15 protein-coding genes and 1 tRNA gene are annotated in these 24,579 nt (G+C 47.8%); 5 read left to right on the top strand and 11 right to left on the bottom strand.

Translation table 11 applies throughout. From position 1 onward, the window contains the following. Positions 1-2 precede the first annotated feature (2 nt). From HB364_RS00575 to HB364_RS00565, 3 genes are all read right to left on the bottom strand, one after another. Entirely contained in the window at positions 3-1,031 is a 1,029-nt protein-coding gene (locus HB364_RS00575; protein ID WP_167285959.1) for an ATP-binding protein, read from the bottom strand. Positions 1,032-1,074: 43 nt separating this feature from the next. Beyond that, the gene (locus HB364_RS00570; protein WP_167285958.1) at positions 1,075-2,244 is read right to left on the bottom strand and encodes a PIN domain-containing protein; all 1,170 of its coding nucleotides are present in this window, start codon (positions 2,242-2,244) and stop codon (positions 1,075-1,077) included. Positions 2,245-2,560: 316 nt separating this feature from the next. Beyond that, positions 2,561-2,634: transfer RNA gene (locus HB364_RS00565), tRNA-Ala, on the bottom strand. Positions 2,635-3,322: 688 nt separating this feature from the next. Here HB364_RS00565 and HB364_RS00560 point away from each other — a divergent pair. Beyond that, positions 3,323-5,308 carry an FAD-dependent oxidoreductase gene (locus HB364_RS00560; protein ID WP_167285957.1) on the top strand — a complete coding sequence of 662 codons (1,986 nt, stop codon included), beginning with the start codon at positions 3,323-3,325 and terminating at the stop codon, positions 5,306-5,308. Positions 5,309-5,398: 90 nt separating this feature from the next. Here the strand turns inward: HB364_RS00560 and HB364_RS00555 are convergent, their stop codons facing one another. Beyond that, positions 5,399-6,571, bottom strand: a complete 1,173-nt coding sequence (locus HB364_RS00555) for an H-type lectin domain-containing protein (RefSeq protein WP_167285956.1) — start codon at positions 6,569-6,571, stop codon at positions 5,399-5,401. Positions 6,572-6,602: 31 nt separating this feature from the next. Next, the gene (locus HB364_RS00550) at positions 6,603-7,802 is read right to left on the bottom strand and encodes a hypothetical protein (RefSeq protein WP_167285955.1); all 1,200 of its coding nucleotides are present in this window, start codon (positions 7,800-7,802) and stop codon (positions 6,603-6,605) included. Positions 7,803-7,962: 160 nt separating this feature from the next. Here HB364_RS00550 and HB364_RS00545 point away from each other — a divergent pair, with 160 nt between their 5' ends. From HB364_RS00545 to HB364_RS00530, 4 genes are all read left to right on the top strand, one after another. Then, on the top strand, positions 7,963-9,684 hold the full coding sequence (locus HB364_RS00545; protein ID WP_167285954.1) for a tetratricopeptide repeat protein: 1,722 nt from the start codon (positions 7,963-7,965) through the stop codon (positions 9,682-9,684). Between the two features lie 152 nt (positions 9,685-9,836). Then, on the top strand, positions 9,837-10,031 hold the full coding sequence (locus HB364_RS00540; protein WP_167285953.1) for a hypothetical protein: 195 nt from the start codon (positions 9,837-9,839) through the stop codon (positions 10,029-10,031). Next, the gene (locus tag HB364_RS00535; RefSeq protein ID WP_167285952.1) at positions 10,028-11,686 is read left to right on the top strand and encodes a tail fiber domain-containing protein; all 1,659 of its coding nucleotides are present in this window, start codon (positions 10,028-10,030) and stop codon (positions 11,684-11,686) included. The genes HB364_RS00540 and HB364_RS00535 overlap by 4 nt, the downstream gene beginning before the upstream one ends. Positions 11,687-11,693: 7 nt before the next feature. Next, entirely contained in the window at positions 11,694-12,026 is a 333-nt protein-coding gene (locus HB364_RS00530; protein ID WP_167285951.1) for a LytR/AlgR family response regulator transcription factor, read from the top strand. 32 nt (positions 12,027-12,058) lie between these two features. On the opposite strand, the gene HB364_RS00525 is transcribed toward HB364_RS00530, so the two are convergent. The 6 genes from HB364_RS00525 to HB364_RS00500 all read right to left on the bottom strand — a co-directional run bounded on the left by HB364_RS00525 (position 12,059) and on the right by HB364_RS00500 (position 24,391). After that, on the bottom strand, positions 12,059-13,399 hold the full coding sequence (locus tag HB364_RS00525; RefSeq protein ID WP_246228266.1) for a vanadium-dependent haloperoxidase: 1,341 nt from the start codon (positions 13,397-13,399) through the stop codon (positions 12,059-12,061). Positions 13,400-13,407: 8 nt separating this feature from the next. Further along, entirely contained in the window at positions 13,408-16,773 is a 3,366-nt protein-coding gene (locus tag HB364_RS00520) for a VCBS repeat-containing protein (protein ID WP_246228264.1), read from the bottom strand. A gap of 182 nt (positions 16,774-16,955) precedes the next feature. Further along, positions 16,956-18,839 carry a RagB/SusD family nutrient uptake outer membrane protein gene (locus HB364_RS00515; protein WP_167285949.1) on the bottom strand — a complete coding sequence of 628 codons (1,884 nt, stop codon included), beginning with the start codon at positions 18,837-18,839 and terminating at the stop codon, positions 16,956-16,958. 11 nt (positions 18,840-18,850) lie between these two features. Next, positions 18,851-22,402: a TonB-dependent receptor gene (locus tag HB364_RS00510; protein WP_167285948.1), complete on the bottom strand. Its 3,552-nt coding sequence runs from the start codon at positions 22,400-22,402 to the stop codon at positions 18,851-18,853. Positions 22,403-22,611: 209 nt separating this feature from the next. Further along, positions 22,612-23,676, bottom strand: coding sequence for a FecR family protein (locus HB364_RS00505; RefSeq protein WP_167285947.1), 1,065 nt, complete (start codon positions 23,674-23,676; stop codon positions 22,612-22,614). A 103-nt stretch (positions 23,677-23,779) separates the two neighbouring features. Then, entirely contained in the window at positions 23,780-24,391 is a 612-nt protein-coding gene (locus HB364_RS00500) for an RNA polymerase sigma factor (RefSeq protein ID WP_167285946.1), read from the bottom strand. Positions 24,392-24,579 lie beyond the last annotated feature (188 nt).

The following is a 24,579-nucleotide window of genomic DNA, read 5'->3' as shown; positions in this document are numbered from 1 at the left end:
GTCTACTTGACCCCCAGGGCTTTTTTTTCTGCAGTGAGCAGCTCTGTCCATATATTAGTGTCAATTAAGACTGAGCCAACCCTTTTGGAAGTGGTTGTTTGAAACAAGCTGCGTTTGATGGCTGCTATTAGGGTTTTCTGAATACTGAAATAACTAAGTCCCAATGAATGATTGATCAGCTTTGACCTAGAAGCTGTCTTTGGAAATCGGAATCGGCCATTTTTTAAGGTAAGATCGATCAGATTGGCTATTTCAGTTTTGCCCGGCAGTTCAAGAGTAATGTTCATATCAAATCGTCTCAGCAACGCTTCGTCCACCATGTCTTTTTGATTGGTGGCGGCGATAACAACTGACGATTGGGGCAAAAAGTCAAAGAGTTGCAGGATGGTGTTTACAACGCGTTTCATTTCTCCATGATCCTGGCTATAATCCCTGATTTTGCCCAGAGAGTCGAACTCGTCGATGAATATGATGCAATTGTCCGCGGCAGCTTTACGGAAAATCTTCGCGAGGTTTTTGCTGGTCTCCCCAAGCTTTGCAGATACTATGGCGCCCAAATTGACGACAGCCATAACTTTTTGAAGTTCTCCCGCAATGACATAAGAAGCCAGTGTTTTACCGCATCCTGACGGACCATAGAGCAATATCTTGTTGGCAACAGGTAGTTCGTAAGAACGCAGTAAATCTGCTGCCTTATGTTCCCTGATAAACAGAGCAAGCTCGTTTCTAACTTCCTCAGTGACAACGAGGTTTTCAAAAGTATAGTCAGAAGTTAACTTTTCCAGAATCAGATCGTTTAACTCCCGCTCATCAATTCTATTATAGTATGCTTCAGAGCCCGCTTTGGTAAGATTACTCGTTTTGCCTTGGTGAATGCTTTCTTTTAGAAGAGATTGAAGCTGAAGAGCCAGGTTGATTTTTTTATGCTGTTTGGAATACTCAATAAATTCATTAAGTACAGAGAGGAGCTTTTCCTGGTCATTTTCCAGGCCAAACTTTGCAATGTTTTTTATGTAATCAAATTGGCTCATCCGGCTAAATATAGGCAAAATTAGTGATTTTGAATGGATTATGTCATATGGCAGCACCGCCTTGGACTCCCCAAAAAAGGTCAGTCCTTCTTCTTACCATGGGCCTGCGATTTTTGTGTTCATTGATAGTAATGTCGCAGCTTTGAATAGACCCAAACTTTTCATCGGCAATAAGTTCGATGGTGAACCAGATATTCTTTTCCTGCTGAGCTGCTACATAATAATCATTCCAGTCACGATCATACACGTTAAATTCGAACTCTTCCATGCAATAATAATCAGACTTTGCAATGTATATATCGAACAGGCAAGTCACAGAAGCATTTATTTTTAAGGCAATTTTCCCCGCACCTAGGACTTCGACTGGATCGAATTCAAAGGTGAAGTCTTCATAAAACATATCGATAGTGGGATTTTCATAGATGCCTGGAAAGCCTACCTGGTCAGCGTCAAACATCTTATAAGGCAGGTATTTCATAAATTGCTTTTTGGCCATTTCCATAAAATCAGAAGCCAGAAAAGCGTTGGAATTTACATATCGCATTATATCGGACGACTGTAGTGTGATCGCCGGCGTGTAAAGCATGTCGAATACTTCGTTAATGTTTTTTATCACTTTCAAGACAGCAGGTTCGATTCCAAAATCTGCCAGATCGTTTAAAAGTTCGGGATCCAGATCAAAGTTTTCGGAGGCACAAAAATCTTTGTAATTATTGGTCACAAATAAAATCCTTGGCGCTCCAATGGATGGATTTTCTGCAAACTCCTCGGCAAGTCTAAGTATTGAAACCCAAATGAGCACGTCAGGGCAACCCTCACCACTAACCTTAAATGGCTTTTTACGGTTTACCGCCTTTTCTGCTATCAGATCTTCGTTACCCGTAGGCGTCGCCAGAGGCTTTATGCCGAGGGCTTTCATTTTTTTTTGTAACGACCGCCCGTAACTACGGACGCTCTTTTCTATGGATTCCGGGGTAATCGGGGAATTATGATTTTCGCTGGTTAGCCTATTAAAGTCGTTAATGGCTTTGCCGGATTGCTTCTGAAATTCTGTTAAAGCGTCCCTGAAATGCTTTTTCATTTCTAAGATAACAACTTCAGGTAAATAAATGATATGATCTCCCTCTTTAGCAAGTATGGATAGGCGATTTATTCGGGTGCTATCTAGGTTGAAATCATTGTTAATACTGCATGTGTCCAAAACGATGTACATAGGTTTGGCAGTTATCTTTCAGGAAAGTTACAAAAAATATGGGCCAAGGATTGGTCACCAGGGCGTCTTGGTTAAAGAATACACGTGGAATGAACTATTGTTTGTAGGTATCAAGTATTTAGCCCAACAGAAGCTTTTGTTATTGACTGGTTGGAATGTTTAACGAACGGTTTGTCAGCGATTTGGCGAACAACTGGTTGCTTTAGTATTTTTACCAGTAAGATACTAAATAATTTCCACCCCAGCGGACCGCTCTGGCCAACTGCGCTAATCCCAAACAAAAAAGGCTCACAAACTTGTGAACCTTTTTTCCGGGTGGAGGATATCGGGGTCGAACCGATGACCTCTAACATGCCATGCTAGCGCTCTAGCCAACTGAGCTAATCCCCCATTGTTTTTTCGGACGGCAAAGATAACCGCCTGCCTATTTGCTACCAAATAAAAATGGGAAAGTAACCGCTAAAAAAGCGTTTTTAGCCTTAAATTACAGACAGATAGGAGAGGGCCGCCAACAGATTTCGTGCCACCCGGAATAACCGGATCGGACAGGAATAACAGGTCAGGAAACTGCCTGTTGCCCGGGAGGAGTCACAAAAGCCGCTCATTGGCCGGATTGGAAGCATGTTTCCAGGAAAAGGAGGCAGGAAAACAAGCCTGAAACGCCATGGCTTATAATAAACGATTGATTATCAAATCTTCTGCTGCTTCAAAGAGCAGCCCCCACCCATCCCCCAGGGCAGCCTGCCCGGAATAGTCTAAAGACCCTTATCGGGACCTTAACGCGACCTTTTCGGGACCTTATCGCGACCTTATCACGACCCCGCTTCATACCAGCTCCATACACCAGCCGCCCCAGCCATATACACCACCCAGGGGTAAGCCGCCCCCCCCGCTTCATCAGGTTACACCCGCCTGGACCCGGATCTGGCATTCACCACCCTTTTTTAAAAATTTTACGTAATCGATTCACCCGGTAAAACACCCCTATCCCGTCATAAACCATTATGATAATCAGCCTGTTTCTGTTTATCTTGCTGTGATCACGCAGCCATCATGAATTAAAACTATCCATACAACAATGAAACCTATTATCCAGGTACTTTGCTTTTGCTTGCTTTTAGGAAATACAAATTTTGCCCAGACAAAGAAGGTAGATATCTGCATCTATGGCGGCACCTCCGCCGGTGTCATCGCTGCCTATACCGCCAAACAAGCCGGCAAATCAGTCCTACTCATTGAACCCGGCCAACGCCTGGGCGGACTAAGCTCCGGCGGATTGGGATATACCGATATTGGTAATAAATATGCGGTTACCGGACTGGCCCTCGACTTTTACCGCAGACTGGGAAAACATTATGGTAAACTGGAGTCCTGGATCTTTGAGCCCGGCATAGCCGAGCAAACATTTTTACAGTACATCAAGGCTGCCAAAGTAGAGGTACTCTACAATACTGCCCTCTTCTCCGTAAAAAAAGAACAGGGATATATCCGGGAAATAGAAGTGAACCACCCATTCTCTCCGGCTCCTCAAACCGCCCGGAAGATACAGGCCAAAATGTTCATTGACTGTTCCTATGAGGGCGATCTCATGGCAAAGGCAGGCGTCAGCTATACTGTGGGCCGCGAAGCAAACAGCCTGTACAATGAAACCTACAATGGGGTGCAGTTGAAAGATAAGCACCAGTTTCCCGATGGTATAGATCCTTACAAGATTCCCGGCAAGCCCGAAAGCGGCCTGGTATGGGGTATTAGCACGGCAACCCTCGATCCCCAGGGAACGGGCGATAAAAAAGCACAGGCGTACAACTTCCGCATCTGTCTTAGCAACCAGCCGGATAACCTCATTCCCATCACACAGCCGGAAGAATATGATCCCGAAAAATATACTTTACTGCTGCGCTACCTCGAAAAGAAGCCAGCCAAAGATCTCTGGGCCTTCCTCAAATTCGACCTTATGCCCAATCACAAGACCGATATCAACAACAATGGTCCCTTCTCTACCGATATGATCGGCATGAACTATGATTACCCGGAAGCAGACTACGCTACCCGTAAAAAGATCACGGATCAGCATACCAGTTACATAAAGGGATTGCTCTACTTCATTGGCCACGATCCGCGCATGCCTGAACACCTGCGTACACAGATGCTGAAATGGGGCTATCCCAAAGACGAATACGTGAATAGTGGTCACTGGTCGCCACAAATGTATGTGCGCGAAGCGCGCCGTATGGTGGGGCAATACGTCATGACGCAGGCCAACTGTGAAGGAAAAGAGATCGTGAAAGATGGCGTGGGTATGGCCGCTTATACGATGGATTCCCACAACTGTCAGCGGCTGGTGGTGAATGGCATGGTGAAAAATGAAGGTGATGTACAGATAGGCGGCTTCGGCCCTTATCCTATTGCCTATGGTTCCATCATTCCCAAAGCCAATGAATGCAAGAACCTCTTTGTGCCGGTTTGCCTCTCTGCATCCCACATCGCCTATGGTTCCATCAGGATGGAACCGGTATTCATGGTACTGGGGCAATCGGCAGCCGTAGCAGCCGCCATGGCCATTGATGCAAAGCAGCCTGTACAGGAAATTAACATCACCAAACTGCAGACCCAATTAAAAGCAAATCCATTGGTCAATGGATCAACACCGGAAATCGTAGTAGACAATGATGATAAAGAAAAAGTGAGCACTACCGGCCAGTGGGCATCCCGCAAAGGAGGGTATGGATCATCTTACCTCGTGGCTGAGCCGGCTGTTAAAGAAAAAAGAACGATCACCTATACGCCTGCCATTACCAAAGCAGGCCGTTATGAAGTATACATCTACCTGCCGAAAATGGGCAACATGGCCCGCGAGATAGCCATACAGGTAATGGATGGAAAAAAGAAAACCCCGGTTACCCTTCATCCTGCATCGATACAGGTGGCAGGTCAAACCTCCGGCGAATGGGTCAGCATCGGCGCTTATCAGTTACCTGCCGGTAAACAATCCTCCGTGGAAATTGGGGTGGAAGACGCTGGCGGCATAGTCGTTGCCGATGCGATACTTTTCATTCCCCGTTAAAAAAGAAATACAGCATATATAAAAAGGGGCTGCACGTGGCAGCCCCTTTTTTTGTTGAGTTTGACATAGGTTGTAAATCGTTCACAGTACTTATTGCATGGCAAACCACTTTACGGTAATGTCAACCGTGCCAGGCCCGCTTTCACGATGTATCGCCAACGTAAAACCGGTAGTGGTTATGTTCCTGACAGCGCAGGTGTATACAGAATTGCCATTTATGGCGCTGACGGAAGCAAATACTTTGGGTATGCCTGGATAGGCAGTTTTGAAGAGCACCTCCACTGTACAGGAAGGACAGCTTGGAAAATCACGCGAATCCGTTTGCAGGTTGGTAAAGGGAGGGTTATTCCGGCCTATCTGCAAGTGTTCCATAACGGTGATCCATAGCGATGAACTGAATGCGTTCCACCGTTGGCTGTTGCTTCTTCCATTCCCCACTATAAATTGTGGGCGCATGAAAAAAGCTAAGTCACTGCCCATGAAAGTCTGTATGGGTGAAATCGGATCATTATACATACCCACTGTAAAGTTGCTCACGGCATGCGCCAATGTCCCCTCTCCCAATGACTGGGTAAGCAACCCGGCTGCCTGCGTGCCCAGGCCAATGGCCATGCTGCTCCACCCTGAAGCCTTACTGCCCATCCCGGCTGAAAGGGAAAAGCTACCTGCGCTTTCCGGTACTACACCCGTTGAAAAAGAGGCCAGGCCGCTGGCTTCAGCGCCATCTCCGGAGGCAAAAGAATACTCCCCGGTGGCGCGACTGTTCTTCCCCGTGGCAAACGAACCTGCACCCGCAATACTTGTCCATCCGGAAGATTCCAATACCCCGGTACGAAAAGCACCTTTGTCTTTTTGAAACCAGAAAAGCCCATCCTGCACAGCAGATGGCCCCGGCAAGTGCCGGCGTCCAAAAATAAGATCATTGGCTTGCGCAGCATTCGGGCGAATTACATCCATATCCCGTACAAACACTTCTTCTGAACCCATCTGTGCCCAATCCGGATCTTCAGGAGTGCCAGTATTAAAATAAAACCCTGCCGGACTGTCTGTCTGATACACCAGCAACCCTGTTGCGGGTCGTTGCAGTTGCAGGCGTGCAGTCTGCGTAACACGCGGTATAAGAAAGCCTTTATTATTGCTTTGCAGATCGAGTGCGGCGCTGGCATTAGCGGGCGTTCCACCGGTACCAATCGCTACAGATTGACCATGCCCGGAATACCAGGCCATGAACAACAAGCCAATACTATACAAATGAGATTTCATAACCTGCGTCTGATAGTTGATATATTATAGATTAGTTCATGTAGATCCAGTTCAGCACCAGTTGCTGCCCCCATCCCTGGTTCTGGTCTGTGCGCTTTACCAGTACAGTAAAGCCGGTGGAAGTGACCGTTTTTATGGTGGTGGCAAATACATCACCATAATTGGTCCCTGGTTGGTTCAGGGGCGTTACCGTAATAATTGCCTGATCGGACTGCGTTACAGGCATGGGAAAGTTGATCGTAAATTCACAGGTATTGTTTGCACAGGGACCCACTACCGTTTGTTGATGATAAAGGTTTCTTACATAACTTCCGAAACTGCCCACCTGAAAACCTACATCAATCTTCACCAACCCGTTCCGGTATACTTCCAGGCCATTCGCCCGGGCATTGTTAGCCACTCCGGTGCCCACTATAAACAGGGGTGAATTATTGGTAGGAAAAAACTCAGGCGCTACAATAGGATCATTGTAATTGCCCACTACTGTGCAGCCATAACCGTTTGCAATGGTGTTATAGCCAAAGGCGCTGGAAAACATACCGTTCGCCTGGTTATTGCCTCCCGCTGAAAAGGAGCCGAGACCTTCCGAAATATTGCTGCTGCCGGTAGCCATGGAGGCTACGCCCCTCGCCTGTGTGTTGGAGCCTAACGCCATAGATGAAATACCGGTTGCCTGCGTCGCTTCTCCCAGCGCCGTGGAATACAAATTACTGGCCTTGGTATTCAGGCCGCTGGCAAAGGAGGCGATGCCCAAACTGTCGGGGCTCCAGTTCCTGTTATTCGATAATACACCGGTCCGGAAAGCCCCTTTCTCCTTATTGAAAAAAAAGAACTTATCAAAGACCGGTTCATCGTTTTGCGGTAAGGCCGTTCTGCCAAACAAAAAATGATCAGTAGCATGGTTGCCCGTATGCCTGATCACCCCGTTGTCATTTTCAAATACACCCTTCTGCTCCAGCCTTTGCCAGACTGGTATACCCGGTGTGCCCAGGTTGTAATAAATACCCGGTACATTGTCTGTCTGGTAAATCATCAAGCTCTTTGCAGGATTGCTGATCAGGTTTCTTTGCGCCATCGTCAGCCGGGGGATCAGTAATCCCTTGTCTGTGCTGTATACATCCAGGATAGCGCTGCTGTCGGGAGTTTCCGTACCGATACCTACCTGGGCGGTAGCCTGCCCGGCGAGGAGCAGCATAACGGTCATCAGGCTCAATAGGCGGCGTTCAATCATACGTCTTGCATTTAAAAAAACAAATATGCAACGGCCGCCTGCCTGAAAACAAATAAACCGGGCGACAATGATGTGACTGCAGGTGGGACATTTTCGGGACAAGCCGCTAAACACTTGCGGGAATGGATTATTTTCGCATTCCTACCATAAACCGTTGTTAGTGAGAGTTACGGCAATATTGCTGATCCTTTTTATAGCCAGGGCATCCACTGTCATTGCTCAAGCCGATTCTATACTGGCCCTGCCCAAAGAACAGCAGGTAAAATCATTATTGGAATGGTACAAAAAACGGGTTGCCCTGACCGATTCAGCCACCGCCATCCATACCTTAATACAGGCAGAAAAGATCTTCGCGGAAAAAGAAGCGACCCTTTTACAACAACAAGCCTGGCTTTTGCAGTACGTTTATTGCTCATCAAAATACCGTCATTATGATAAAAGCGTAGAGATCATGCTCAAGGCGGCGGAACTCGCTGACCGGAAAGGATGGTCGCTTACGAGGGCCGAATGCTGGCACTATGCCGGCACCTGGTACTTTGAATGCAGCAAATTCGGGCCGGCCTTTGAATACATGCAAAAAGCCTATAATCAGTTTGAGCAGGCCGGTTTTGACAACTATCCGCATACCAGGTTGTATGCAGATGCATTGGCCGGTAGTTATTATCGTTTGGGTGAATATGAGCAGGCCATCCGGTATCTCCGGGAATGCATGGGCATGCCCGATTACTGGCGTTCTTTCATCTACTACGTCAGCGTTGAAAATACCCTGGCGCTCTGTTACCAGCAACTGAAACAGTATGATTCGGCTGCACATTACTTTAAGCGGGCGCACCAGGCTGCTGCCGTTGTCAAAGACTCCTTTTATATGGGACTCACCGATGGTAATCTTGGGTACACTTACTTCCTGCAGGGGAATGCCCCGGCAGCCTTACCATTGCTGGAAACAGATTATAAAGCCAGTATCAAAGCACAGGAATGGGGAAGCGCTGCCAATGCTGCCATGATATTGGCTACCATTCACATCAAACGCGGGCACCCTGGTGAAGCGGAACCATACCTCCACTTTGCCCGCCAATTTGTATATACCGGAGGCGCCCGGCTGCGCAAAGACTGGTACGAGAACATGTACCATATATACAAGTTCAAAGGTGATGCTGTCAACATGAGTAAATACGCTGATTCCCTGCTCGTGTACAAGGATAGTGTGACCCGTTTCAATGACATCAAATACATGAACCAGGCAAAGCTGAAACTGGAAACAGAGAAACACCTGAATAAAGTAAGGGACCTTGAAAACCAGCGCCGGCAACAGGTATACACGCGCAATGGGATCCTTATTGTGTTATTGTTAACCTGTATCATAGGCCTGCTGTGGATCAACAGGCAGCGGTTAAAACGCAGGAAGGAGCTGGAACTGGTTGCGCTCGAAAAGGAGAAAGCCCGGCAGCAACTGGAATTTGCCCGTCAGCAGTTATCCACCTATACCGATAACCTGCGGGAAAAAAATGAACTGCTCGAAACCTTTAAGGAAGAGATCAGTAACCTCCGGCAAAATGGTATGGAACAAATGGACGGCCGTACGGAGAACCTTAACCGCCTGCTCAACTCCAACATCATTACGGAGGAAGACTGGAAAACATTCCGTGAGCTGTTTGATAAAGTGTATCCGGGTTTCTTCGTCCGCCTCCGGGAAAAACTGCCCGATCTCAGCCCGGCCGATACCCGCCTGCTCACCCTCACCAAATTGCAGCTTGCTCCCAAAGAAATGGCCGCCATGCTCGGCATCAGCTATGATGCCATCCGTAAAGCGAGACAACGCCTGCGCAAAAAAATAAACCTGCCTGAAGAAGGCACGCTCGATGAACTCGTTGAAATGATCTGAGAAACCGAAAGTTACTCCAACCAGTACCAGCAACTAGTAACCAGCCCTCCTGTCCCCAAAATGTCCCGCTGCCCGTCACAGCTTTGTCACTCCCTGAATTTGTTTTCCCCTGGCCGGTACCTGCATCTTTGTCTTTCAAAACCCGGGAAGTAATGATCAACAAGAATACTTCCGGCCGGATATATGTATGGATCATTATCGGGCTGTTCCTATTGCTGGCCTGCGTTATATGGTACCTGTTCGACAGGCAGATACAACGCATTGATAAAAAAATAGAAGAATCCAGGGCCACACAGCCATCGGCCCGCAGGTTAATACCTATCAAAAAATGCAAAGACATGCTATGAGATTTCTTTTGTGTGTGATCTTATTGGTGCTTACAAGGCAGCTATGTGCACAGGGTGTAGGTATTGGCACTCCTTCGCCCGATGCCAGCGCCATGCTCGATATTCAGTCTACCAGCAAGGGCCTGCTCATCCCCCGCATGGATAGCCTGCAAAGGGCCGGTATTACAGTGCCGGTAGCCGGACTGCTGGTCTATCAAACCAATAAGGACAGTGGTTTTTATTATTACAGTGGCAGCCGGTGGACCCGCCTGGCCATAGAAGGTAGCGGATGGGGTACGGGAGGAAATGCGGGATTGAATGAAACCCATTTCATCGGTACCACGGATAATACGCCGCTTGTATTTAGGGTCAACAATCAGCCTGCGGGAATTGTCAGCAATACCAGGGGCAATACCAGTTTTGGAAGATTGACGCTTGCTGCCCTCACAGAAGGCATCTATAACATGGCTTTAGGCGATGAGGCCCTCATGGAAAACACGATAGGGGCATACAATGTAGCCATTGGGCAAACCAGTTTAAAACGATCTGTTACAACAGCCTGGAACTGTGGTGTCGGAAACAGGACATTGGCTTATCTAAGGGCTGGAAATTACAATACGGCTGTTGGTAATGATGCTATGTTCCAGGCCGACAGCGGCAGTAATAATGTGGCAGTGGGTTTTGGTTCCCTGGTCACAAGCAAGGGTGCCTATAATGTTGCAGTAGGTATGTCCAGCATGCAACGTGTAATACGGGGAGAGCGCAATACGGCTATAGGCGCCCGGGCTATGATAGAGGCCGATAAAACAGATAATAATACCGTAGTAGGATATGAGGCCCTGCGAAGAATAAAATATGGTGGAAGCAATACAGTGCTTGGTTTTGGTTGCATGAGCCTGGCTGACAGTGGTAGCTATAATGTGGCAGTGGGTGAGCATGCACTGGCTTATATGAAAAATGCCAATTCTAATACAGCTCTGGGTACCTATTCGTTATACGCCAATGCAACCGGCAGCCTGAATACGGCTGTAGGTGCTTCGGCGCTTGTTTATAACAATGCTGTCGGGAACACTGGGGTAGGTGTAAATGCCATGTACTTTAATACCACAGGCCAATTCAATGTGGCTATAGGGTACCAGGCACTCAGCAGCAATTCCACAGGCAACTACAATACCGCGCTGGGCTATGCTGCCAATGTAGCTGCCATGGATCTGACCAATGCTACCGCTATTGGATATAATGCAGTGGCAGATGCCAGCAACAAAGTAGTGATCGGCAACAGCAGTGTTACTGCCATTGGCGGCTTTGCTCCCTGGAGTAACTATTCCGATGCCCGGTTGAAGAAAGACATCATAGACAATACGCTGGGACTTGATTTTATCCTCCGGCTGAGGCCCGTTCGTTATCGCTGGAATACCGGCACCAATGACCGTTTAACAGATGGGTTCATTGCCCAGGAAGTAGAAACAGCATTGAAAGAACTGGGACAGGAGTTCAGCGGCCTGCACGTTCCTGACAATGAGAATGGCCGCTACATGCTCAGCTATGAGCAACTGGTAGTGCCCCTGGTCAACGCCCTAAAACAACAGCAAAAAAAGATAGATAACCTCGAAGAACAACTCATAGCCCTGCAAAAAATAGTACTGGAAATAAAACAAAAGAATAACCTGCAATAAATTAGGTATGCATACACCCACCATTTCCGGCAACCTGCTGCTGTTACCGCACAATGCGGGAATAGCCATCATTGATACGGCCACCATCGTCCGCATCCAGGCCATCAGTAATTACAGCAAGCTCTTCTTTAGCGACAACAAAACACTGGTAGTGGCCAAAGTGCTCAAATGGTTTGAAGGCAAACTGGACAGTCATGATTTTTTGCGTATCCACCGCACCCACCTCGTCAATAAACACTTCATTCACCAATACACCCATGGTGGCAGCATACAACTCAGGAATGGCGAATACCTTGAAATATCCAAACGCAGGAAGGCCTTGTTCCTGCAAAGTCTTTAGGCTCTTCGTGGCTTTTAGCCGCGAAGCATGCGTCATTCTTTAGCAGACTTCGCCACTTCTTCTTTACTACCCGTTACCTTCTTGATCAACTGCTCCCCAACCTTCTTCCCCTGAACCATCCCCTGCTCAATGGCATCCATAAAATGGATGCCGCCATAAAAACGGCTGATAGCCGCTTCTTCGGCAGCCTGGCGGAAAGAAGTAAAATGGCGGGCAGGCAATCCATACGAAACCTCCACACTGTCGGTATAAGCAAACTGATCACCAAAATAGTGGGAGAGGATCGTGGCCGAAGCAGTTGATATCACAGAGTGGCCGCTCAGGTACTCCGGGAAGGGAGGTGTTTGCAATAGGGGCTGCCAGTGAGGGTCTACCAGTTCACGGATAACGGTTTCAGGCCGTACCCGGTTACTCCGGAATTTCTCATCCCAGCAACTGATAAAGCCATCCATCAAACCCATGGATACCATCGTATAGATCTGCATGCCTTCCCGGAAATTCTTTTTGGCCTGTTGGCAGGCTATACCGGTAATGCCCAGCCAGTGGGCGCCGGGAGAGATCTTCTTCAAACCCAGTATCAGGTGACCGTCATCCTGCACGGCGAAGGGATTGCAATCCCAGAAAGCAGCGATGGCGCGGTATTCCTTCGGCATATCCTGTGTAACCGTGTAATTGCGCAGCATCAGTTCATAAAAGGGAGAATCTTTTTTGGTAGCATAAGCAATTGGTGGAGGCGGTATAAACTGTGAGCAGGTATCAAGGGCAAATGGCCGCACGGTATTAAAATAAGGCTCTACGGCAGCCATATAGGCCGGTGCCGTGGGAAACCAGTAGCCGGGTTTATTTACCGGTGTATACCGCGGGTAATTGCTGATCTTATTATAGCGGTCTGCTTTTGCATAGGCCAGGACTTTTTTACTAACCCAGGAAGCATAAGACAATGATGCTTCCAATACTTCTGTGGGATAACCTGCTTTTTTGCAGGAGTCCAGGAACCGTTGTTCATACGCATCCATCATTTTGCCGGAAGGTTGCATCTTCTTGGCTGTTTCCATCATGGCCAGCAAAGCACTTACTTCCACATGATAGCCTTGCAGGGAGTCTGGTTTTTGCAAACGCGGGTAACCGTTTATGACGCCATGCATGCTTCTAAAAGAACTGTCATTTTGCACCAGTACTTCGTAGCCCGACAAGCAGGCATAAGAGAAAAAGCGTGAAGCCAGCGGCGGGTTCGTAATATCATGGATCATCACTTCCGTCATTTGGGTGATCACCCGGCTGATATCCCCTGTGGCCAGTGGCGGCAATGGCTGAGGCGCCTGCCGGCAAGCAGATAAACAGAACAGCAGGGCAACAGTTAGGTTGAAGAGCATTCGCATCGTTATCTGATTTTATAGGCTTGAACGGGTTGCTGGTTGATCCCGAATAATAATTGATTGTTAATGGACAGTACACTGCGTACATCGCCCCCTACATGGAATCCTGATTCCTGCTGGTTCACATACGTAAAATGCCCCTTGCCATCGCCGCGCAGCAATACGCCGTAATTGGCGTCGTACTTTCCAAACCGCAGCCTGGCCCGGTTAATATTACCGCATAGCAGCAGGTCATCATTACCATCTTTGTTATAATCCAGTGTAGTGATCGTGTATACCGGGGATATCTGTGCCTGCGTGGGAAGAGGCTGTATATGGAATTTGCCATCGGCGCCGCTTTCAAAATAAGCAGTGGCCAGGTAATTGGCCTGCATACTTTTAGCACCGGTTAACTCTTCCTTCGTGAAAATACTTTCCATGGTGGCGTCTGCATAACCCTTGTAATCGATAAAGCGGGTGCGCATAATGCTCAGTTGGTCCAGCAGTTCATCACGCGTTACATAAGGATAATTCTTCCCCTGTATATAAAAGCAGAAAATGGGATCTACCGATCCGTTGTCATCAAAATCTTTATAGTACAGGGTGGCCGGTTCTTTGTCGCTTGCCCGGCATTGGGTATTCAGGCCCAGGTTACCGATCAGCAGGTCGGGCTTTCCATCCTTATTGAAATCGCCTACTGTCAGGCGGTTCCACCAGCCGTGGTAATCCTTGTCAAAATATTGTTGAGTGGATAATTGCAGTTTATTGTTGTTAGCCGTATACACCTGCACCGGCATCCATTCACCGGTTACAACAAGTTCTTTCCTGGCGTCGCCATTCAGGTCTACCCAGGCAGCATCTGTTACCATACCTGCTTTTTGTAAGGCGGGTGCTATCGTGCTGATCTGGTCGGTAAAATGTCCTTTGCCATCATTCACCAGTAAATAGCTGGCAGGTATTTCCGGGTACCGGCCCGGTATTACCCGGCTCCCTACAAACAGGTCTGTAAAGCCGTCACCATTCACATCATTAGCCCGTACACAACTTTTGCTTACACGCATCACAGGTAAAGCATCGGCGCTTTTTATAAAATGCCCTTTGCCGTCATTTACATACAACCGGTCCTGCAGCAAAGCATCGTCCGGCGCATAACTATGATATCCGCCACTCACAACATAAATATCCGTCAGGCCGTCGCCATTAGCATCGAGGAAAGCGGCATCAGCATCTTCGCAGTTCTTGTCTGCTTCAAAAGCTGTCTGTTGGTTCGCCTTAAACTGTCCATTCTTTTGTTGCAGGTATAAAACAGCCGCTTGTCCGCTGCCGCCGCCGGCATATACATCTTCCAGGCCATCACCATTGACGTCACCTTTCACCAGGCAGGGGCCGCTAAAGGATAAGGGATTTAACAGCAAAGGCTGCCGTTTAAAATCATTGATCGTATTCGTGGCATAACTGCGTTGAACAGGAGAGGGCACTGTTGTAAACAGGGAAGCCGGAGCGGCTGGCTGCCGGTAAGTATCAACAGCCTGCTGCTCTGATAAAGTCAACACCTGATCTGCTTTAATATCCTTAAGTACTTGTTGTTTGCCGCTCAGCCACACAATGCGCAGGGAGTCTATCACCGTTTCCTTGCCCAGGCCTGCATGCAATACCGGCGATACGGTAGATAAATAACCGCGGGAAGGCATCTGCTCCAGGTACTGTTGTTGTCCTTTTGTATACAGTGTTACTTTGGCGCCAATGCCCTGCGTATTGCCGCGGGCGCCTTGCAGTTTTATTTGCAGGTAATGATGACCGGCACTTCCTTCATTGCGGTAAACAAAGGCCGGTTCATTAATATTATTCGTCACCAGGTCCAGGTCGCCATCATTGTCCAGGTCGGCATAAACAGCGCCATTACTGTTCGATGTTTTTTGTATGCCCCATGCCCGGCTCTTATTGGTGAAATTACCATCGCCATTATTGGCAAACAGGTAACTCATGATATTGGAAGCCGGTATCTTATGCACCAGGTCCAACACATCTTCCCGCTGCAGCCTGCCTTTGCTTTGTACATAATCATTCATGTACTTAATAAAGTCCATATTGGTAAAGTCGCGCAGGTAACCGTTGGTTACAAACAAATCCTTCCAGCCATCATTATCATAATCAGCCAACAGCGGCGCCCAGCTCCAGTCTGTATTCGATATCCCCGCCAACTGTCCTACTTCACTGAAACTAACATCTCCTCTCTGCCCACTGCCGACTGCCGATTGCCGACTGCCGTTATTCAACTGCAGCATATTCCGCATATACTGGTAATGAAACCCTGACCGGATATTCAGGTCAAACTTTTCATAATTATCCGGTGCAAACAACAACTTCTGCCGGCGGTTATCTTCCGGCAGCATATCAAGGGTAAAAATATCAGGCAGGCCATCATTATTTACATCGGCTACATCATTGCCCATGGAGAACTGGCTGTTATGCCCGATACTGCTGGCCAGCCGGTCGGTGAATGTGCCATTGCCATTATTGATATACAAATAATCCGGCACGGCATAATCATTCGATACATACACATCTTCCCATCCATCGCCATTAATATCAGCAATGCCGGCGCCCAGTCCATAAGTCAGGGCCGAGCTATGAAACCCGGCTTTGCGCGTAATATCTGTAAAGTGGTTTTGATCATTTTGAAACAGCCGTACGCCTGCAGTGGGATCTTCTGCTTGTAGTATCACAGCGGTCCTGGCTGCATCCAGCACAGGCAGGTTATTGGGATTATGGTTCAGCAGGAACATATCCAGGTCGCCATCCCGGTCAAAATCAAAAAAATAACCTTGTGTGCTGTAGGCGGTATCTGCCAGGCCATATTGCGTTGCCTGCTCACTGAAGCGAGGCTTTCCCTGCGCATCGTTGCCCTCATTAATATAAAGCTCATTCCTTCTCTTCTCGCCCCGCAGCTTGCCGGAATAACATACATAAATATCCAGCTTGCCGTCGCCATTCACATCGGCGGTCGTTACGCCGGTCTTCCAGGGGCCGGGCCTTCCTGCCACACCGGCAGCAGCAGTAACCTCTTCAAATCGTAGCTGTCCTTTATTCAGGTACAATTTATTATCCGTCATGTTGCCGGAGAAATAAAGATCGGTCAGTCCATCCCCGTTTACATCACCGGCAGCTACACCGCCACCGTTGTAAAAATATTCGTACATCAACACATTCGTGTTCAACCCTTCCGAAAGCGTATTGCTGAAGCCAATACCTGTTTGTTCCGGCGTCATTAACGTAAAAAGGGGAGGCGTAGCATCGGTCACCGCTTTGGGAGTATCATGGTTCTGGCAACTGGTTACTACGATCAGCAGGGCGGCCAGCAGACTGGCCTGGCTAGTTTTAGTTGAATACAAAGCGTAGAAATTTTAATGGCTTACAATACAATGTAATTTACGATCATAGGCTGGTTAATTAAAATAAGTCAGGCCGCCGGAGCAGCCTGACTTTGCTAAACGAAAAATAAAACACCAAACGAAAATACTGCTATAGATAAGGATTGGTCGTTTTGCTAAGAGCTAATTGCTAATCGAAACACCTAATACCCTGGGTTCTGGACCAGCTTTGTGTTGGTGTTCATTTCATCGAGCGGGATGGGGCGGAAGTACATTTTGTCGTCCCATTTCCTGGACTCTTGTGATCCTGCCGTTGGTGTGTATGTATAATTGTATTTGCTTTCGTCATAGCGATAGGGACTGGGAGCTGTAGCGCCGGCCTTGAGGTTGCCTACTACACTTATGAATGTAATTGGACGTCCCAGGGTCGTGGGTGCAATCATCCAGCGCCGCGCATCGTGGTACCGATGATCTTCGTAAGCCAGTTCCACACGTCTTTCATTTTGGTAGCGCGCTTTCAAAGCAGCTCCGCTTTCCGTGATGGCCGGCATCCCTGCCCGGAAGCGGATCTTGTTCAACCAGTTCTTTGCCTCTGTCTCTTCTCCCAGTTCAATACAGGCTTCTATGTAGTTAAATACAATTTCTGTATAGCGGAAGAAAGGCCAGGGAACGGTTTGTCTGGCATTGTTATCCACCAGGTTGGGATCCGGATCAATGAATTTGCGCATATAATAACCCGACCAGGATCCGTTCCAATTTTCAATGGAGCTGGAACGGGTGTCAAGTCCCGCCAGCATGGTACCGCCTCCCACATCATAGCGGCCGGTCTGGATCTGGCTGGCAGGGTCTACATTGCCGGATGCTTTGTCGCGTGGTTTCCAATCAGCTCCATCGTACAGGATGGTGGCATAAAAACGCGGGTCGCGGTTTTTGTAGGGCGCTGCTTTTTGAGCAGCATCGGTCCAGTCAAATTTAGATCCGTCCATCATCTCATAATCATCCACCAGTTGTTGGATGGGCGAATTACCTGCCCAGTTGTGGTATCCGTTGGGGCCGTTGTAAAGTCCAATCTGCATTCCGCCTTCTTCCCGGGCAGATGTAAAGAAGCGGCCGAAGAGGATCTCTTTCTTGGTGTCTTCCAATCCCGGTGCTTTGCTGGCGCCGCCCATCGACAAGGAAATATAATTCAGCTTTCCATCTGCTAAAGATACCGGTGCATTGAGATCGAGTTTATACCCACGGCCGGGCACTTTATCCATGATGGCTTTTGCAGCATCTTGCGCAGCTTTCCAGCGTGCATTGCGGTCGCCGCTTGGATAACCCAATAACTCAGGTTTAGAGAAACCAGCGATGGTGGCCGATTTGGCTTTGGCCGTAGGAATATCGTGCAAATCACTGGCTGCATACAGGAGCATACGTGCTTTCAGCGCCATGGCGCCGATCTCGTTAGCTTTGCCGTCGGGCATGGTCCTGTCTTTTAACTCTGTGATGGCACTGTCGCAATCTTTGAGTATGAAGGTTACACACTCATCCCAGGTATTGCGGGCGATGGAAAAATCATCATCCAATTTGTAAGACTTGTCAATGATGGGCACAGCTCCATAATAACGCACCAGTTGATGGTAGTAGAAAGCGCGGAGAAAGTGAGCTTCTCCCTGTAACCTTGTCTTAAGACCATTTACATCTTCAAAAGTAGCAGTACGCAGGTTCTCCAGGGCGAGGTTCGCCTGCCTGATCTTTGCATACATATCGTTCTTGCCGCCATCTTTACCCCAACGGTAATTTACGTTTACCCAACCAAGGTTGGAAGGGTTAAGGACGCCTTCATTGACCACATTGATGCCCCGGTTAGGGTGTGTGAAAACAGCTTCGTCGCTGAGTGATGCCAGCATTTGTTCGTCAAAGCCGCCTTGTCCGAGGCCAGAGTATATGCCAGTGACAAACGCTTCTGACAATGAAGCATCTTTCCAGGTATCGGCTGACGATGCTTTGTCGAGCGGCTTTGTATCGAGAAACTCCTGCTTACAGCCTGTTAACAGGATGCCGGAAAAAACAGGAAGCGTAATGTATTTAAGCAATTTCTTCATCTTGTTCAGTTTTAAAAGGTTACTCTTGCGCCTACATTGATGATCCTTGACTGCGGATAATATTGGCCACTACCACTGGTGGACTCCGGATCCCAGATCTTCATTTTATCGAAGGTGATCAGGTTGATGCCGTTTGCATAAACGCGCAGGTTGCTGATGCCAACCTTCTGACTGAGCTTGTTGGAGAAGTTGTAACCTACTTCTACGTTCTTAAGCCGCAGGTAATCGCTGTTGCGAAGCCAATAAGTGTTAACGCCAAACGGATTGCTTGCGTAGTACGTGTTTCCACGGTTTGCCAGGCGAGGGTCTGTCCTGCTGGGCTTATCGATCGACCAGCGGTGGTCGTAAGAGTATTGCAGGAAGTTGCCAATTGCGCCCGACTCTGTTCCCCAGAAGAGTAATCCGCCTGCGGCTCCCTGGAAGAGGATGGTGCAATCAAATCCTTTGTATTGCATGTTGAGGTTCATGCCACCTGTAAACAGGGGGTCGCGGTTCTTGTCGAGACGTACGCGGTCATCGGCATCGATCTTGCCGTTGCCATCCACATCTTTGAACTTCATGTCGCCAGGACGCAGAGTTTTAACAGCGGCACTGTAATCAATGGTGTTTTTGTCTATTTCGGCCTGATCATAGAATACGCCATCGTATTCATACACCAGGAAGGCGGCGCCATTGGTGCCGAAGGTATGTCCTTTGGAAAGCTGGTGTGGTTTCAATCCTGGTGTTTCAGGAAGTTTCACCACTTCATTTTTGGCATAGCCGCCATTGATGCTCACTGTGTACTTGAAATCTTTACCGATCTTATCGCTATAGCTGACCAGGAATTCGAAACCCTTGTTCTTAACTTTGCCGAGGTTCTGGGGAGGCAGCTCCATACCGGCGGATGCAGGCACCTGGGCTTCATTGGCCATCAGGATCTTGCTACGTACGTTGTAGAAATAATCGAATTCGAAGCTCAACCTGTTTTGCAATACCGATCCTTCCAAACCGATATTGGAGTTATTGGCCACCTCCCAGGTGTATGCCGGATTAGGTACGCTGCTTTCGCGCAGGGTTTTCAACACGCTGTTGCCTGCTACATAGGTGCCAAAATCGTATAAAGAAAGGAACCTGTATTCCTGTAAAGCGCCGTTGAAGATGATGTTGTCATTACCCATCTGTCCCCAGGATGCACGCAGTTTCAGGTTGTCGAAAAAGCCATTGGTCTTCATGAAGTTTTCTTCCGATATGCGCCATCCCACGAGCACACCCGGGAAGAAACCCCAGCGGTCTTCTTTGGGGAACATATACGATCCGTCATAACGCCAGAGGAACTCGGCGATGTATTTTTCCTGGAAGTTGTAATTGACCCGGCCGAAGTAGCTCAAACGTGCGCGCTCAAATGCGCCGCCATTGTTGTTTTTCAAGGCATCATCGCCTCCTGCAAATAACTGATCAATAGTAGGTGAGATATAGTTTCTGCGGAATGCGTTGAAATTCTGGTTGTCGATCGTTTCCCTGTTTATGGCTGCGAGCAGGTTGATGGTATGATCTCCAAAACTGCGGTCGTAGTTCACAAACGCATTAAGGGTTATGTTCAACTGGTCTTCTTCAGACTCCGTCAACCTGGGATCGGTGAAGGTGGAGCGCACGGATTTTTGGAGCTTTGGCGTTACACCATCTGCTTCAAACGATTTCTTATCCCAGTTATACAAAGACCAGGGGGTTTCCCATCGTTTGGTGCGACGCATGTATTTATCCAAAGAGGCAAAGCCTGTCACTTTTAGCCCTTGTATGCCAGGAATGATGATCTCCACCCTGCCGTTTGTTTGAAAGTAATCCCTTTTGTCTTTGTCGTACCCTGTAGCGTTGGTGGTGATCACGATGGGGTTTTCGCCGTTCTCGATATCGGGTCCGGGAAGACCATTGGGCCATACTTCCGGCTCGGTGGGTTTGCCGCGCATCAACATGCGGAAGATGGGTTGGGCGCCTTTGGTGGGGAAGAAGCGGAATTCTTCACGGGCCGTTAACCCAATGCTGGTATTGATGTACTTGTTAATCTTGGCATCGAGGTTCAAACGCATGTCGTATTGCTTGTAACCGGTGGCCGAATTCTTATAGTAGCCATCCTGGTTGCTGTAGCCAATCGATGCCAGGTATTTTACAGCATCGGTACCACCCGATACCTGCAGGTTATGCCTTGTTTGGGGCGACCAGTTCTTCAATGTGGTCTTGAACCAATCTGTATTGGGATATCTCCAGATATCAGAACCGTCGCCATGCTTTTGTATCACTTCGGGTGAATAAGTCGCGTTATATACTTTGCCAGCGGGTGTGGTATAAGTGCCGGTTGTTTTAAAGGCAGTCCAGGCATCTTTCCACTGTGATGCCGGAAGATCTTCGGGCTTTACATCAAATATGTTCAGTTCATTCACCAGGTTGGCATATTCAACGGCGTCCGTCATTTTAGGTATCCGGGTAGGTTGCGCCCAGCCTTGGTTGAAGTCGTATGAAAGCACCGGCTTGCCGGTTTTACCACGCTTGGTAGTGATGAGAATTACACCGTTGCCACCACGGGAGCCATATATCGCAGCTGCCGCATCTTTCAATACAGACATGCTTTCAATATCAGAAGGATTCAATCGCTCAAGACCACCCGCTCTGTCGGGCACGCCGTCGATCACGATCAAGGCGCCACTGTTGTTGGGGGTATTGGAACCGCGGATACGGATGGTAGAACCATCATAGCCGGGTTCGCCGGTTGCCTGGATGGCAGTAACGCCTGGCAGGCGGCCTGCCAGCGCATTCGAAAGGTTTACAGCGGGCGACTTGGCCAGGTCAGAACCTTTTACCTGGGCCACCGCTCCTGTTACAGTTACCTTCTTTTGGGTACCATAACCTACCACCACCACATCGCTCAGTTGACCCGATACCGGCGTCAGCGCAATACTGACCGTGTTTTTGCCGGTAATATCTACCTCCTGTTGCTGGTAACCAATAGAGGAGATCACCAGGGTGGTGGCATCATCCGGTACATTCAGGGTGAAAGCGCCCGAAACATCGGTATTCACCCCCTTGGTGGTACCCTTTACGACCACGCTCACCCCTGATAAAGGAACGCCTTTATCGTCGGTGATCTGGCCTTTTATCTCTTTATCAGCGGTTAAAATACTCACCAGGAATTCCTGTCCGTCGGCTGAGGACCCATTCAGGGCGCCTACCGGTTTGGTTTTGTACAATACGATGCGGTCCTTGATAATCTTGTAATTGATACCAAAGGGCGCCAGTAATTCCTGTAATACTTCACTCAGTTTTTTCTCTTTCGCTTTGATCGAAACCTTACGGCTCGCTTCAATCGTTTTGGAGCTAAATACAAATCTTGCTCCTGTTTGGTCTTTCAGGGAAGAGAAAACCTCTTTCAATTGCCCTTTATCTACCGACACTGTGACTACTTTGTCCAGTATGCCTTGTGCATCGGCATGATGGTCATAGGCCATCGAAGTCAGAAAAGAGACCAGGAAAATTTGTATAAACGCTATTCTCATTGCAAAGGCAGTTAAAGCAACAAGTCGTTGTTTTTTCATAAATTTGATTGTTATTGTTCGCTGAATTTCAAGGCACGTACAATAATCATCCGCATGCGGATGCCCGGCTGGCAATGTTGGTAGCATTGTCAGCTTTTTATTTGGGGGCTATTATAGTGGTAATGGCTTAGGTGATGTAAGTGTGGATTTTCATATACGCATAGTTTTGGTTAGAGATGATGTTTATGATTATTAGACAGTTGTATCCGTTATTCGTCTGCGCCTCCTTTCAGCAATATCTGTGTACCACGCACTTCATAAGAAGCCTGTACCGACTGGCAGATGATCTCCAGCTGATCATAGAGGTTCTGCCCTTTGATATCACCGGAAAACAGGCATTTTGACAGGTTGCTGTTCTCTACAATGATCTCAATGTGATACGCCTTTTCCAGGTGCGACAGCACTTTCGAAATAGGTGTTTCTTCAAATACAAAATTTAACTCCGTTACCATTTCTTCCTCGTGATTATCCGGAACAAGCGGCAAGGGAACATCTACCAGCGAAGTCCTGAAATGACCATCCTGCCGGTTATAGATCACCTTTTGATTAGGCTTCAGGATCACACCGGCTGATTCCTGTTTTCTTTCACTCGTATGTTTCTTTGCCTGCGCTTCATTTTCATAAACGGCCACTTTGCCGGTGCGCACTGATACCTCTACATCATTCGTGACCTTATCCGTCTTTACAAAGAAACTGGTGCCCAATACCTGGGTAACAATATTGTTGCTGTACACATAGAAAGGCGACTTCGGGTTCCTGGTCACCTTAAAGAAGGCATTGCCTTCCAGGTACACTTCTCTTTTGGCCAGGGCAAAACTGTCGGGATAATAGAGCTTTGCATGGGGCTCCAGTACCACCATCGTTTTGTCGGGCAAATAAACCGTGTCGGCTGTCTCCTGCGTATTTTCAACACGGCTCAATTGTTCATTAATAACCTCCTCTTCAAATGACTGAACATGATTCGACCCGGTGGTGAACCAGTAAACGCCCAGGGCCACAGCCGCTATTGCGGCAGCAGCGCTGATATAGCGCACGTACGCCGGTATTCTTCTTACCGGGCGTTCGGGTATTTCTACAGCAGGGGAGGGAAGGGTTTTCTCCTTAATAACTGGCCATAGTTGTTCAACGGTTGCTTTTATCTCGTGCTCACTGATGGCGGGTTCATGGTCATCATCCAATAACTCATACCACTGTTCTACCAACTTCTTTTCTTCGTCGGTGCAGGTGCCGTCTGAATAACGTTGCAATAAATGATAAAAGGCTCTTCGGTTCATGGGATAATTAAGTCCGCCTTCAGTTAGAAGGACTTAACTATCTGTCGGTTAAGCGGGGCGCTACCCTAAAAAATAGCTAAAAAGATTTTCTTATGGCTAATTGTCAGTTATCCAGGAAGAACCGGGTAAAAGCACCCACCAAAGAATTCATGAGGATAAAGTCCCGCAGGTGCAGGCGCATGAATTTAAGTGACTGGGTAACATGGTATTGAACAGCTTTCTCAGATAGGTTCATATATTGTGCGATCTCCTTTACAGACCGGTGTTCATACCGGCTTAAGCGGAAGATCTCCTGTGTTTTTTGCGGCAACTTCTTAATGGTATTGTCTATAGCGATACTCAGCTCCTGTAACAGAAGCTTAGATTCGGAGGCATTTTCATCAACCGTCAACTGATCTTTGGCAAACTGGGTATAACGCTCGCGGAGAATTTTGGACCTGATATAGTCAATTACCTGGTAGCGGATGGCTGCATGCAGGTAGGCTTCCAGTTTTTCTATACGCGCCTGTTCTTTTTTTGCCCACAGGCTGATAAACAGGTTTTGAACAAGCTCCTCTGCTACTTCTTTTGAACGTACTTTCCGGAAGGCTGTTACGAAAACGGTTTCGCTGTACCTGTTGTAAATCTCTTCCAGGGCAGCACCGTCACCTCCCTTAAGCAGTTTAAGCAGTATCTCGTCGTCAAATACTTTATAATCCATCATATGGCTGTGCAAACAATGAAGTTGGAATCCTTAATACAAGTTAAATCAAAAAAATGAAATATTCCAAAGACCTTGTTGCACAAATCGTATAGTTAAAAAAGTATTGAATAAACATACGTTTGCACACAGGCATTTGTTTTGCAATACGCTATTCATCTGTTCAGGACAAAGTGACTGAATAGGTACAATTATTGTCGTGA

The organism is Paraflavitalea devenefica, assembly GCF_011759375.1.
In the GTDB taxonomy this organism is placed as follows: Bacteria; Bacteroidota; Bacteroidia; order Chitinophagales; family Chitinophagaceae; genus Paraflavitalea; species Paraflavitalea devenefica.
This window is presented reverse-complemented; position numbering and strand designations above follow the sequence as displayed.

Excerpts from the sequence above, each read along its gene's own strand:
- HB364_RS00535 (WP_167285952.1), top strand. The coding sequence starts at position 10,028 with ATGAGATTTCTTTTGTGTGTGATCTTATTGGTGCTTACAAGGCAGCTA.
- HB364_RS00515 (WP_167285949.1), bottom strand. The coding sequence starts at position 18,839 with ATGAAGAAATTGCTTAAATACATTACGCTTCCTGTTTTTTCCGGCATC.
- HB364_RS00530 (WP_167285951.1), top strand. The coding sequence starts at position 11,694 with ATGCATACACCCACCATTTCCGGCAACCTGCTGCTGTTACCGCACAAT.
- HB364_RS00560 (WP_167285957.1), top strand. The coding sequence starts at position 3,323 with ATGAAACCTATTATCCAGGTACTTTGCTTTTGCTTGCTTTTAGGAAAT.
- HB364_RS00575 (WP_167285959.1), bottom strand. The coding sequence starts at position 1,031 with ATGAGCCAATTTGATTACATAAAAAACATTGCAAAGTTTGGCCTGGAA.
- HB364_RS00525 (WP_246228266.1), bottom strand. The coding sequence starts at position 13,399 with ATGCTCTTCAACCTAACTGTTGCCCTGCTGTTCTGTTTATCTGCTTGC.
- HB364_RS00550 (WP_167285955.1), bottom strand. The coding sequence starts at position 7,802 with ATGATTGAACGCCGCCTATTGAGCCTGATGACCGTTATGCTGCTCCTC.
- HB364_RS00555 (WP_167285956.1), bottom strand. The coding sequence starts at position 6,571 with ATGAAATCTCATTTGTATAGTATTGGCTTGTTGTTCATGGCCTGGTAT.
- HB364_RS00570 (WP_167285958.1), bottom strand. The coding sequence starts at position 2,244 with ATGTACATCGTTTTGGACACATGCAGTATTAACAATGATTTCAACCTA.
- HB364_RS00540 (WP_167285953.1), top strand. The coding sequence starts at position 9,837 with ATGATCAACAAGAATACTTCCGGCCGGATATATGTATGGATCATTATC.
- HB364_RS00505 (WP_167285947.1), bottom strand. The coding sequence starts at position 23,676 with ATGAACCGAAGAGCCTTTTATCATTTATTGCAACGTTATTCAGACGGC.
- HB364_RS00510 (WP_167285948.1), bottom strand. The coding sequence starts at position 22,402 with ATGAAAAAACAACGACTTGTTGCTTTAACTGCCTTTGCAATGAGAATA.